Genomic DNA, 13,001 nt, shown 5'->3' on the forward strand with positions numbered 1-13,001 from the left:
TGAACGCCGCCTCCCTCACATCGCGGATTGATCGAACGCCTTCAGCGGCGTTGGCAGATTCAGAACCAGCTGCGCGTCTTTCACGACGTCCAGACGAAGCATGGTGGACGCTCCCAGCCCATCAAGCAACTGGCTCAGCGGGCCGCCACTGCGCACGAGGTTGATGTTGCGCGGGAACAGGCGCTGGGCGAACGATAGCGTGTTGCGCTGCACCGAACTCTGATGCCATTCGCCGTCGACCTTGTTGATCATGGTCGTCGTTCCCATGCGGGACTGGGGTACGGCGTTGTGCAAGGCAGGAAGCGGTGCATGCAAGGTCAGGTCGGGTTTGCCTTCTGGCCCGGCGATGCTGGACCGCACGGTCGCTCCAATGTTCATGTTGATGTCGGCGCGCCACTTCGGCAATTGATAGCCATGCACGCCGCGCACGCGCGCAATTTCTGTGGTGACGGGCAGCGCCAGCACATGCGCGACGAAGCTGCGGCGTCGCATGGGATCCAGCAGTTCCAGCGCATGCGACCCGCGCGCGCCGGGTCGGCGGATTACCACCGCAACGGATACCTCGTTGTACGGATCGTTATCGCACACCGCATAGGAGAAGAAGATCAGCGCGACGAGCCCATAGCCCGGGAATGCACGCAGCGGCTCGAGCGGTTCCGGCAGTGTCGCCGCAATCGGGAGAGCGGCGCCAGGAACAGCAGTTGAATGCTGCTGGAGCGGTAGCAGAAGTTGGGTGCCCAGGTGGGGCCGACACGCGACGCGGCCAGGCGCTTGGGAATCCGGCGGAAGCAGTCGATGTTTTCGGCAGCAGGGTCCTGTGCCACTTCATCCAGGTTCGGGTTCATCCGGTAGCGGTCGTAATAGCCGCCCGCCGGCACTTCGACTGTGTTCGTTGCGCCGACGGCAAAATCCATCAACACCCGGCTGCGTTCTGGCGACATCGCAACGCGTGGGCCTGGGCAATCCATGGCATGTCAGCGTCATCGCTGACGACAGCCTTTCGAGCGTACCGCTGACGACCTGACGACCACCTACGTCAGGAATGCCGGCTTGCGTTTTGATACCTCGGCCGTCCTTGAACAGACAAACCTGATTATCAGAAATTCCAATACTGGATATACGCATTATTTAATGGCGAAATTCTGCTGACGTTCCTAGGATTCACGTCAAGTTCGCTGGCCGCACAAGTTTTCACCATCAGAACAATTCGTGCGAGACAGATGCATGGCAGCGATGGGTATTCGCTGTGTACACGTCGACCGTATTCGAGACACATGCGTAGCCACTGCGGTGTTGTCACGCCGCCAGATGAAGTGTCGTAGTCCACTCACCACCAAGGAGCGTCATCATGAAAATTGCCTCGTTCGCCGTCCGCGCCGCCGCCGTCGCCATTTCTGCTGCAGCACTCAGCACGCCCGCAGCGGCCGCCGCACCCGTCAAGAACATCGTGCTCGTGCACGGCTACTTTGCCGATGGCTCGGGGTGGCAGGCCGTGACCAAGATCCTCATGCGCGATGGCTACAAGGTGTCCATCGTGCAGCAACCGGAAACCTCGTTCGACGAGGACGTGAAGGCCACCACCCGCGTGCTCGAAGCGCAGGACGGCCCCTCCATCCTGGTTGGCCACAGCTACGGGGGTGCTGTCATCACTGAAGCCGGTAACCATGACAAGGTCGCCGGTCTCGTTTATGTGGCCGCGTTCCAGCCTGACACCGGTGAGAGCCCACTCGACCTGACCAAGAAGATGCCGCCCGCCACCCAGGCTATCAAGCCGACGCCCGACGGCTTTCTGTACTTCGATCAGCCGTCTTTCCACGCTGACTTTGCCGCCGACGTGCCCGTCGCTGAAGCCAAGTTCATGGCGATCTCGCAGGTGATGCCGGCCGCGCAGTCGTTTGGTGTGCCCATCAAAAATGCAGCCTGGAGGTCGAAGCCGAGCTGGGCGGTGGTTGCCACGGCAGACCGTGCGATCAACCCGGATCTGGAGCGCTTCATGACTTCGCGTGCCGGCAGCAAGACGATCGAGATCAAGAACTCCAGCCACGTCGCCTACATCTCGCACCCGGCTGAGGTGGCCAAGCTCATCGAGCAGGCGGCCATGCAGTCCGCCAAGAACTGATGGACACAAAGCGTCGCACAGACCGGTCATCGCCGTTCGGTTTTGATCGGTCCGAATAGCGGCAGTGGACCGGGCAACGTCGCAGTCATTTAGAATCGCGCTCTTTGCCCGTACTCCCATGTGGTTCAAGAATCTTCAGCTTCATCGTCTTCCGGCACCTTGGGCCGTTGCTCCTGACCAGCTTGAAAAGTGGCTCGCGCCTCACGCGTTTCAACCGGGCAACAGCGTCGAGAAGCAGACCTCCGGATGGGCATCACCACGCGATGACGGCGCGCTCGTGTATTCGACCAACCGGCAGATGCTGCTGGTGTTCCGTGCAGAAAAGAAACTGCTGCCGGCATCGGTCATCAACCAGGTGACCAAAGCCCGGGCCCTTGAAATCGAGGAGCAGCAAGGCTTCAAGGTCGGGCGAAAGCAACTGCGCGAACTCAAGGAACACGTGACCGATGAACTGCTGCCGCGCGCGTTCAGCATTCGTCGCGACACCCGTGTGTGGATCGATACGGTCAACGGCTGGCTCGTCATCGATGCCGCTTCCCAGACGCTTGCCGACGACGTTCGCGGACTGCTCGTGAAATCGATCGATCAACTGCCGATCACCAGCGTTCGCGTGGCGCGCTCTCCGGTTGCCGCGATGACGGAGTGGCTGCTGTCTGGCGAAGCGCCGGGCGGATTTACCGTTGACCAGGACGCCGAGCTGCGATCGAGCGGTGAAGGCGGCGCCACGGTGCGCTACGTTGGCCACGCGCTGGAAGCAGACGACATGCGGCGGCACATTGAAGCCGGCAAGCAATGCATGCGCCTTGCGATGACCTGGGACGACCGGATCTCCTTCGTGCTGACGCCGTCGCTGACGATCAAGCGTGTCACACCGCTGGACGTGATCAAGGAAGCGGAGGACCCAACCGCCAAGAACGACGACGAACGCTTCGAGTCGGATGTCACGCTGATGGCCGGTGAGCTGGGGCGGATGTTGACCGATCTGGTCGATATCCTGGGCGGCGATCAGCACGACGCGGTGCATCAGGCCGCAGCCTGAGCTTCGGTGGCGGTGCGTTGTTTGCCAGGCCACAGCCCTGGCAAACAACGTACCGACTCCACCCATCCGCCATTCATCGCGTGCTGCAAATATTCGCCAGCACAAATGCCGGCCTGGGCGCCAATCAAGAGTCCGACAACGCTGATCGGATGCTGGGAGGGCGCGCGGCGCACCAGATGACGATGCGAGGTTCTACACGGTCGCTCCTGGTGGAAGCCTGGCAAGCATGCCAGATGCCCGCGATGGGGAAGCGGCGGCCCATCGCGCCTTCGCTGTCTACTGTGATCGTCAACCACGTCACCCAACCCAAAGCGCGGTCACGCATGCCCATCCAACGAACGATTCGACTTCGCTAGGGAAAACCATAGTGCTCGCCACGCCGCTGCAGAGGGCGCGAGTAAGAGTCGAGTCAGTTTCGCTATCCAGAATCGCCGCGCTCAATCAAGAAAGAATCAGGAGACAGCGATGCAGGATGGTTTGGTAGGAAAAATCGCGGCGCATCCCAAGTATGCGCAGCTCAAGCGCCGGCGCAATGCGCTCGGCCTGCTTCTGACGGTGCTGATGCTGGTCGTGTACTACGGCTACATCGCGCTGATCGCATTCAATAAGCCGTTCCTCGCCAAGCCTGTGAGCGCGGGCGTGATGAGTGTCGGCATCCCGGTCGGCATGGCGGTGATCGTCTTCACCGTGGTCATCACCGGCCTCTACGTGCGCCGCGCGAACAACGAATACGATCAACTGACGCAGGACATCCTGCAGGACGTCAAGCAATGAAGAAGACGCTTTCCATGATGCTGGTAGCCCTGCTGGCCGCCGGCGCCTGCGGTGCAGCCATCGCTGCGGGTGGCGATGTCGGCGAGACCGCCAAGCAGGAAACCAACACCACCGCCATCGTGCTGTTTGCGCTGTTCGTGGCCGGCACGCTGTGGATCACCAAGTGGGCGGCCAAGCGCACGCGCTCGGCGGCGGATTTCTATACGGCGGGCGGTGGCATCACCGGCTTCCAGAACGGTCTGGCCATCTCGGGCGACTACATGTCAGCGGCGTCCTTCCTGGGCATTTCCGCCGCGGTGATGACCTCAGGCTACGACGGCCTGATCTATTCGATCGGCTTCCTGGTCGGCTGGCCGATCATCACGTTCCTGATGGCCGAGCGGCTGCGCAACCTCGGCAAGTTCACCTTTGCCGATGTGGCCGGTTACCGCTTCGAGCAAGGCCCGATCCGCAGCTTTGCCGCCATCGGCACGCTGGTGGTGGTGGCCTTCTACCTGATCGCGCAGATGGTGGGTGCTGGGCAGCTCATCAAGCTGCTGTTCGGCCTGGACTACTGGGTGGCGGTGGTCATCGTCGGCGCGCTGATGATGGTGTACGTGCTGTTTGGTGGCATGACCGCAACGACGTGGGTGCAGATCATCAAGGCGTGCATGCTGCTGGCCGGCGTGACGTTCATGGCGATCATGGTGCTGGCGCAGTACGGCTTCAGCCCGGAAGCGCTGTTCGCCAAGGCAGTGGAGGTGAAGACCGTCATTGCCACCAATGCAGGCAAGGCACCTGACGACGCCGCCAAGATCGGCCTGTCGGTGATGTCGCCGGGCGGCTTCATCAAGGACCCGATTTCGGCCATCTCGTTCGGCATGGCGCTGATGTTCGGCACCGCCGGGCTGCCGCACATCCTGATGCGCTTCTTCACGGTGCCGGATGCCAAGGAAGCACGCAAGTCGGTGTTCTGGGCGACCACGTGGATCGGCTATTTCTACGTCCTGATCTTCATCATCGGCTTTGGTGCGATCACGCTGGTGCTGACCAATCCAGAGCTGTCCGACGTTGCCAAGGGTGTGATCAAGGGCGGGGCGGGCACGGCCAACATGGCGGCTGTCCTAGTCGCCAAGACGGTGGGCGGTGATGTGTTCTACGGCTTCATCTCAGCGGTGGCGTTTGCCACGATTCTGGCGGTGGTGGCAGGGCTCACGCTGTCCGGCGCCTCGGCGGTGTCGCACGATCTGTACGCCACGGTCTTCAAGAACGGCAAGGCCAACAGCGCCGATGAGCTGAAGGTGTCGCGCATGACGACGCTGGTGCTGGGTGTGGTTGCCGTGGCGCTGGGCATCGCCTTCGAAAAGCAGAACATCGCATTCATGGTGTCGCTGGCGTTTGCGGTGGCGGCGTCCGCCAACTTCCCGGTGCTGTTCCTGTCGATGCTGTGGAAGGGCTGCACCACGCGTGGTGCGGTGATCGGTGGGTTCCTGGGGCTGATCTCTTCGGTGGGGCTGACGATCGTGTCGCCGTCGGTGTGGGAAGCCACGCTGGGGTATCCGAAGGGCTCGGCGTGGTTCCCGTACACGTCGCCGGCGCTGTTCTCGATGACGATCGGTTTTGTAGGTGTGTGGCTGTTCTCGGTGCTGGATACCAGCGCGCGTGCCAAGGCGGAGAAGGCGTCGTTCGACGCGCAGCAGGTTCGCTCGGAAACGGGGCTCGGCGCGGCGGGCGCTTCGGGCCACTGAGCGGTTTCAGCGACACCAACCGGAAGCGGGCGGCCTCTTGCGTCGCCCGCCATCCAAGCGCGGGAGCGGCCAGTCAGCGCCGCTTCCGTCCGCTTCAAGGTTCATCTTTGGCCGGCAAGACCGTCTCGCCAGTCGTGCTGAGGGCGCTCGCGACTACCCCGCCAGGCCTCTGTTCGAGCGAAGCCTGAGGGGAACGGGGCCGTGCTCCAGCTTGTGGCCGAGAACGGCCCGCATTCAGATTGCGTCTCGATGGTGTCGACGCTGAAATGCAGGGGTATCTTGCACGGGGCGCTGCTTGCGCATGGTGGCGGCTGAACGGATTGGCTACGGACTCACGCTGTCGTCGATGGCCAGCACCTCGATCTCTACGGCGACGCCAAATACCAGCTTGGCCTCCACCAGACTCCGTGCGGGGAACGCGCCCGCTTCAAAGTAGCGCAGGTAAATCTGGTTAAACGCTGCAAAGTTCGCGAGATCGCTTAACCAGACCGTGGTTTTGACTACGCGGCGCAGAGAGCTTCCCAGGCCTTCAAGCGTGGTGGAAATGCTTTGCAGGACAGCGTGGGTCTGTTCTTCGATTGTTCCGCCGTGCGGCTTGTGATCAGCATCCAAGGGTATTTGCCCGGACAGCCACAAGAAGCCGCCAGCACGTACCGCTGTTGAGAAAGGTAGGCCAGGAGGTGCAGGCAAGTAAGCAGGGGAGGTCGTCATTGCACTTGATGGAGTTGAGGTGAAGAGAAGATCAAGCGTGTAGTTGGCGCCGGCCCAGAAGCTGATAACGATCCCAGCGATAGGGCGATGGATCCAACACGGGTTGTCGTCTGCCGATGAGGTCGGCTACGGTGCGCGCTGAGCCGCACGCCATCGTCCAGCCCATCGCACCGTGCCCGCAGTTCAGCCAAAGGTTGGTGTGGCGCGTGGCTCCGAGAAACGGCAGGTTGTCGGGCGTCATGGGGCGATGGCCGACCCACCGGCTGGGCTGTACGCGGTTCAGACGCGTGCAGATACGCGCGGCAAAGGCTTCAAGGGCGGCAAGACGTTTGGCGATGCGTTGTGCGCTGGGCTGACCGATATCGGCGAACCCCGTGAACCGAACGGCTTCGGGTGCAAACGATGCCCACGCGATCTTGTGGGGGATCGAGACGGCGCCCACACGAGGCGATGCATCGCGGACACCCGTGTAAGAGATTGAGTAACCCGTGACGGGGTAGATCGGCAGGTCGTATCCCAAGGGCGCCAGCAGCCGGCGCGACGCCAGACCGGTTGCGATCACGACGGCGTCCGCCTGGATGCAATCACGCTCCGTCTCGACACCGACGATGCGATCACCGCGCGTTTTCAGCGCGCGTACCGTCTCGGAAAATCGCACCACCGCGCCAAGACGCGCCGCCTCTGCCAAGGCTGCCTGTGCGTAGTGTGCAGCATCGCCCGTCCCGTCCATTGGACAGTAGGTTGCGTATGCAAACTGCTCTGACGCAGTGCGCAGCATGGGCTCAATGTCGACCAACCGCGTGGTGTCGATCCTCTCAAACGGTTCACCGGCCGCTGCGAGCAGTTCTGAATCATGCTGGCCGGGTTGCGCCCCGTTCCCGTACAGATACAGGATGCCGGCCTGCCGGCCGCCATACGCTTCAGGCGGTACCAGGGGATCGCCAAACTGCAGGTCGCGCGAGTACGCGGCGAGCGCCAGCGCAGCGCGGGAGTTGTCCAACCACCGCTCCAGCGTCGCTTCGCGTGCGAACAGCCATGCCCATCGCAGCAGAGCCGGTTTCCAAGGGGCGCAGATGCCCAGGCCTTCGCTGGAGTGCAACAAAGAGCGCAGCGCGACCTGGATGATTCCAGGCTCCGCCCAACTGAAGCTGTGTCCTGGTGAGATCAGGCCTGCATTGGCGAAGCTGGCACCGGTAGCAGCGGTATCTGCGCGTTCGACGAGCTGCACGTGATGACCTTCGCGTGCGAGGGTCAACGCGGTGACGGTGCCTGAGATTCCGGCACCCACGACGACAATGTTCATGGATCTGACTGCCCGACGTATTGAAAGGCGTGGCCGTTTGATGGCCGCAGATGTTCTTGCGCTTCTGGCGGATATGCCCTTGGTATGCGGACTTATGCCTCGAAGGGGTTCGACACGCGGGGCCAGTAGTTGAGATCGCGACGTCGATAGTGCAGATCGGCGAAGCTCGGTGTGACGGCCCCTGGCGCTGCGATGTGGAAGATCGCCTTGGCGCGCGGGGCGAACTCGGCTTGAAAGTGCTGGGTTGACTTCACGACAACCAGCCGCTTGCTTTCAAAATCGATCCCCAGGCCAGTGAACGCGTCGACGCCAACCACTTGGTTGCGCACCGAGGCCAGAACGATGTCGACGCCATTGGCAGCCTCGAGCCAAACGGCGCGCCCAAACGGAATGGTCAGCCCCGAAATGCTTTGCGTATGTTGGTCGGACAGCGCACGTACAGTCACGCGCAGGTCCAACGGGTCTGCCGAGGCCACGCCGCATTTGCCACCCAGGCGCAAGTCGAACGTTGCGCCCACACCGGCGTCGTGACAGATCTGGATTGCACCGAGATCCCAGAAGCACCCGATGGCGACGTTTGCGATCTGTCGCTCGATGATCCGGCGCAGGATGACCGTGTTGTCTCCTGGCGCCCCGCCTCCCGGGTTGTCGGCAACGTCGCCAATCACGACGGGGCCGCTGCCAACCGCCAGGGCGCGGTCCAGCCCGGTGTCGACGTCGAGCCATGTAGGGCGCGTGGCTTCCCGCAGCGCCCAGAATTCGTGGCCAAGCTGGGTGGCCAGCGCCGTCGCACCGGCGAGGTTATTGTCGGTCACCACCCAAAACTTTGCGCCGGCCTCCGGAACATCGCCCCATGGGAACCCATGCCCGAACGACACGGACAACACGCCGTCCCGTCCTTCCAGCGATTTCATGCGTTGAACGAACGTAGCCATGGGCTCACTGGTGGTGTGCCAGGCCCCCACCATGCGGCAGTCGTACACCCCTGTCGTGGGGCGGATCTTGCCTGTCGCGGTGTCGAGCAGCAGTTGATACGCTTCGCGCAAACGATCGATGGGGTCGGTGTGCGGATACTCTTTGTAGGCGATCAGGACGTCCGCCGAGCGCCGCATGCGCTCCGTGAAATGGCAGTGCGGATCGAGCGTGGCGGCAATCGGCACTTCGGGGCCGACAATGGCGCGCACCCGAGACAGCAGATCGCCTTCACAGTCGTCGTATCCCTCGGCCACCATCGCGCCGTGCAGCACCAGGAGCACGCCATCCAGCGGCTGGGCTGCTTCGATCTTGCCTAGGATCTCGTCTCGCAGCGATTCATAGACCGCGCGAATCGTGGGGCCTGATGGTTGCGCCTCTGCGCAGATGCCCTCGACGATCTCGTGCCCGTCGCGTTCCGCAAGGCGCCGCACTTCCGCAAGGGCGAACCCCATGCCTTGCGGGGCCCGCAGGCTCGCGTCGCCGTGGAAGATGCCCGATTCTTCAAAGCCGCCCCAGCCGGTGGGGCAGGGCGCGAACGTATTCGTTTCGGTCGCGAGCTGAGCGGTGAATAGTTTCATCGTGAATCCTACGGGAGGCGTGGAGATCGAAACCTCACTGTAGGCACACGCTGTTGCTGGTTTGTGAGCACTCTGTATCGCGTTCGACACGAGAGCGCGGCCGCAGGCGACACGGCGGCGCAGGCTACCGGCGCGGCAGTTTCACCGTCGCCACCAGTCCTCCCGCTGGATCGTTGCGCAGCTCAAGCGATCCGTTGTGCCGCTTGACGATGTCGCTCGCGATGGCCAGTCCGAGGCCCGTGCCGCCGGTGTCCTTGTTGCGCGAGCTCTCAAGCCGGTAGAACGGTTCAAGCACGCGTGCCAACTGCGCCTCGGGGATACCCGGGCCACGGTCGGCGACATCGATGCAGATGAACGAGGGCCCGTCAGTCAGGTGAATATGCGCTTCCTCACCGTAGCGGATGGCGTTGGTCACCAGATTCGTCAGGCATCGCTTCAAACCAAGCGGTTGCGCCATCACCGCGCGTATCTCACCGCTGATGGTGACGCGCTGCCCGCGTTCGGCGGCATCTTCCGCTATCGCGTCCACCAGCGCGTTGATATCGACCGGGCTGAAGGCTTCAACGACTTCCGCGTTCCGCAAGAACGACAACGTGGCGTCCAACAACTGCGTCATCTCGTCGATGTCGCTCTGCAGCCGGTCATTCAACTCTCGGTCTTCCAGCGTGCGAAGGCGTAGCCGCATGCGCGTCAATGGCGTGCGTAGATCATGCGAGACGGCGGCTAGGAATTGGTTTCGCTCACTCATCTGGCGCCGTATGGCCGCTTGCATCGAGTTGAAAACCTGGGCCGCCTGTCGCGCTTCAATCGGGCCGGCTTCCCGGATGGGCGATGCGTCGATGTTGTTCGCCAATTCGGCAGCCCCTTGGGCCAGTGAACGAAACGGTGCCGCGAGCATGCGCGCGCCGATCCAGGACGAGATCAATAGCGGCACCAGTTGGATCAGCACGGCCAGAAATAGCTGTAGCGGAGCGCTCATGCCCGGAGGCGCCTTGAACACTGCGGCGCTGTAGAACCACCACAAGACGAGAGCTGCGCAGGCCTGCGTCATCAGCACCATGGCCAGCATCACGAACAGCAAACGATAGAACGCGGAATCAAATGATGGCTTGGGCATAGGTGGCCTGCGGTACGTCGAATACGGATACAAGTAAGCGTAGCGGGATTATCGCGCTCGACTGTATCGACTTTGTTTGTATTCCATTTCAACGTTGAAACAATGCACGACGGGGACGATGTCGGATCTCCGCTTGTTTCAAGCCCGATACAAAGTACACACGAAACAGAAATGCCATGCACTTACCGTTGCCGATGAGTTGCGAAGTGGAGCAGTGCTTTGAACACCGCTATCAGAAAGCGGAAAACTCGGAGGAGACGATAGTGAAAATGAACAATCGAAGGACACGTAGAGCGGATGCAACCGCGTCGCTATTTCGCCAGGGTGGGCGATACATGACGTGGTTCGCCGGACCGGTACTTGGCTTGGCGTCCCTGTACACGCACGCACAAACGGTGAAGCCTTCACAAGAGACGGTGCAGGTTGCGGCGCCCGATGCCGCGTCGGATACGACATCTGGAGTGAAGCCCGCAAGCGCACCGACCACGGCTGAGAAGCCTGCGCCGGCAGCCGAGACTTCCGTGTCCCAGGGGAAGGAAGGCGCCACCCTCAACACGGTTGTGGTGACCGCAACGCGCCGCCGGGAGCCCGCACGTGAAGTGCCGATGCAGATCAACGTGGTCTCGGCTGAAGAGCTGCAAAAAGGTGGCGCGAAGACGATGTCCGACTTCCTGTCGTCGGAACCTGGCGTGGATCTGAATACGGCGGGTGGCAGCGGCTCAGGACAGATCAGCATGCGCGGCGTGACGACGGGTGAGCAGACTGGGCCGACCGTCGGCGTGTATGTCGACGATGTGGCATTTGGCGGAAGCACGGTGTTCTCCCAGGGCGCGACATTCGCGCTTGACATGAGCCTGCTGGACCTCAATCACATCGAGATTCTGCGTGGCCCGCAAGGAACGCTGTACGGTGCGGGTGCGATGGGCGGTCTGCTCAAGTACGTGACCAACGAGCCGGATTCCAGCGAGTTCTCTGGCCAGGCCTCTGCAGGCCTTTCCGTGACAAAGCACGGCGGCGTGAACAACTCGGCCAACGCTGTGTTGAATCTTCCGTTGAAGACCGATGTTGCGGCGGCACGGATCTCGATGTTCAGCCAGCACGACGCAGGTTATGTCGATGCCGTGGGGCCGCAGGCGGGTTCACGTGTTGACCGCGGCGATACCTACGGCGCGCGCGCGTCGTTCCTGCTGACGCCCACGAGTGATTTGACGGTGCGCCTGACCGCATTGACGCAGAACATCAACCGCAATGCACCGAACTACGTTGCCTATGGCAAAAACGGGCAACCTGTGGACGGCGACCTGACAACACGGCTCTTTGCGGCAGAGCCCTTTCATCAGAACGTCCAGCTCTATTCCGCCGGGGTTGAGTACGAGTTCGGCTGGGCACGCGCGAACTCGATTACGTCATACCAGTCGATGCGATCGGACGCACCGCAAGACTTGTCGGTGGTGTACGTCCCACTGCTCAACGGCCTGGGGCTCAACGTGAACTCCGTTGTCGCAAAGAACGTGGCGACGACGAACAAGTTCACGCAGGAGTTTCGTCTGACCTCGCCAGGCAACCGGACGCTGGAATGGCTTGCCGGTGTGTTCTACACGCGTGAGCGCAGTGATGCGAGCCAAGGGCTCATCACGACGTTGCCCGACGGAACCACCGGCCCCAACCTGACCGCCCTGGAGGCCCCGAGCACCTACAGCGAGTACGCTGCCTACGGGGATCTGACCTATCACCTGACGCCGCGTCTGTCGTTGACCGGTGGCCTGCGTGTGGCACACAACACCCAGGAGTACCAGCAGACCACGTTTGGCGCGCTGGCAGGGCCCACGCAGACCATCACCGCCCCCTCGTCGGATACCAGCAAGACTTACATGCTCACAGCGAGCTACGCGCTCACGAAAGACAGCAACGTCTATGTGCGCGCTGCCAGCGGGTATCGACCGGGCGGACCGAATGCGCTGCTGGTCGACCCTGTCACAGGGCAGCCTTCGTCCGGCAATCCCACGTTCCGCCCCGACACGCTGTGGACCTACGAGGCCGGCTACAAGGCCGATCTGTTGGACAAGCGCATGTCGGTCGCGGCGACGGTGTACGACATCCAGTGGAAGAACATCCAGCAGTTCGGCGCGGTCAATGGCGTCAACCAGGTGCTCAACGCCGGTGATGCAAGGATTCGAGGGTTGGAGCTCTCCAGCGCGTTCCGTCCGAATCGCCATTGGAACCTCGGGCTCAGCGTGTCGCTCATCGACGCAAAACTGACCACGGGCAATGCCAGCACGGGCACCAATGCGGGTGATCCGCTTCCGAACTCGGCCCGGGTTGCCGCCACGGTATCGGCCAGCTACCTCTTTGCTGTGAACGGGTATCCCGCCTACGCAGGGGTCAGCCAGCGGTTTGTCGGCAGTCGCCATGCTGGCTTTGGAAACAATACAGGCCGCCCGGACTACTCCCTGCCGGGCTACGCCATGACGGATCTGCAGGCGGGGCTCGACTTCAAGAAGTTCAGCCTTGCTTTCTATGTCCGAAACCTGTTCGACCGTCGTGCATTGCTTGCGGCGGGTACGGCTCTGGTACCGATGGGTGGCCCTGCGCTGGTCAGCGTGGCACAGCCTCGCACGATCGGCGCAACGCTGACGGTTCCTTTCTAACGCACATCAC

9 protein-coding genes and 1 pseudogene are annotated in these 13,001 nt (G+C 62.2%); 5 read left to right on the plus strand and 5 right to left on the minus strand.

The features are described 5' to 3' along the window. Nucleotides 1-15 precede the first annotated feature (15 nt). Nucleotides 16-914: pseudogene (locus ACS13N_RS11225) on the minus strand (acetoacetate decarboxylase). A gap of 434 nt (nucleotides 915-1,348) precedes the next feature. On the opposite strand from ACS13N_RS11225, the gene ACS13N_RS11230 reads away from it, so the two are divergent. The 4 genes from ACS13N_RS11230 to ACS13N_RS11245 all read left to right on the plus strand — a co-directional run bounded on the left by ACS13N_RS11230 (nucleotide 1,349) and on the right by ACS13N_RS11245 (nucleotide 5,659). Continuing rightward, nucleotides 1,349-2,119: an alpha/beta hydrolase gene (locus ACS13N_RS11230; RefSeq protein ID WP_438931732.1), complete on the plus strand. Its 771-nt coding sequence runs from the start codon at nucleotides 1,349-1,351 to the stop codon at nucleotides 2,117-2,119. A gap of 118 nt (nucleotides 2,120-2,237) precedes the next feature. Beyond that, complete coding sequence (locus ACS13N_RS11235) at nucleotides 2,238-3,158, plus strand: recombination-associated protein RdgC (protein ID WP_438931733.1); 921 nt, start codon at nucleotides 2,238-2,240, stop codon at nucleotides 3,156-3,158. A gap of 465 nt (nucleotides 3,159-3,623) precedes the next feature. Then, nucleotides 3,624-3,932, plus strand: coding sequence for a DUF485 domain-containing protein (locus tag ACS13N_RS11240; protein ID WP_438931734.1), 309 nt, complete (start codon nucleotides 3,624-3,626; stop codon nucleotides 3,930-3,932). After that, a complete protein-coding gene (locus tag ACS13N_RS11245) occupies nucleotides 3,929-5,659 on the plus strand; it encodes a cation acetate symporter (protein WP_438931735.1) in 1,731 nt (576 codons plus the stop codon). The genes ACS13N_RS11240 and ACS13N_RS11245 overlap by 4 nt, the downstream gene beginning before the upstream one ends. Nucleotides 5,660-5,983: 324 nt before the next feature. Here ACS13N_RS11245 and ACS13N_RS11250 read toward each other — a convergent pair whose 3' ends face one another. From ACS13N_RS11250 to ACS13N_RS11265, 4 genes are all read right to left on the minus strand, one after another. Beyond that, nucleotides 5,984-6,370, minus strand: a complete 387-nt coding sequence (locus ACS13N_RS11250) for a RidA family protein (RefSeq protein WP_438931736.1) — start codon at nucleotides 6,368-6,370, stop codon at nucleotides 5,984-5,986. A 31-nt stretch (nucleotides 6,371-6,401) separates the two neighbouring features. Next, nucleotides 6,402-7,673, minus strand: a complete 1,272-nt coding sequence (locus ACS13N_RS11255) for an FAD-dependent oxidoreductase (RefSeq protein ID WP_438931737.1) — start codon at nucleotides 7,671-7,673, stop codon at nucleotides 6,402-6,404. 92 nt (nucleotides 7,674-7,765) lie between these two features. Beyond that, entirely contained in the window at nucleotides 7,766-9,226 is a 1,461-nt protein-coding gene (locus tag ACS13N_RS11260; protein WP_438932834.1) for a M81 family metallopeptidase, read from the minus strand. A 124-nt stretch (nucleotides 9,227-9,350) separates the two neighbouring features. Beyond that, on the minus strand, nucleotides 9,351-10,298 hold the full coding sequence (locus ACS13N_RS11265; RefSeq protein WP_438932835.1) for an ATP-binding protein: 948 nt from the start codon (nucleotides 10,296-10,298) through the stop codon (nucleotides 9,351-9,353). 440 nt (nucleotides 10,299-10,738) lie between these two features. Between ACS13N_RS11265 and ACS13N_RS11270 the strand changes: the two genes are divergently transcribed. Next, complete coding sequence (locus ACS13N_RS11270; RefSeq protein ID WP_438931738.1) at nucleotides 10,739-12,991, plus strand: TonB-dependent receptor; 2,253 nt, start codon at nucleotides 10,739-10,741, stop codon at nucleotides 12,989-12,991. The last annotated feature ends 10 nt before the right edge of the window (nucleotides 12,992-13,001 follow it).

It is taken from the genome of Ralstonia sp. 24A2, from assembly GCF_051783885.1.
Lineage (GTDB): Bacteria > Pseudomonadota > Gammaproteobacteria > Burkholderiales > Burkholderiaceae > Ralstonia.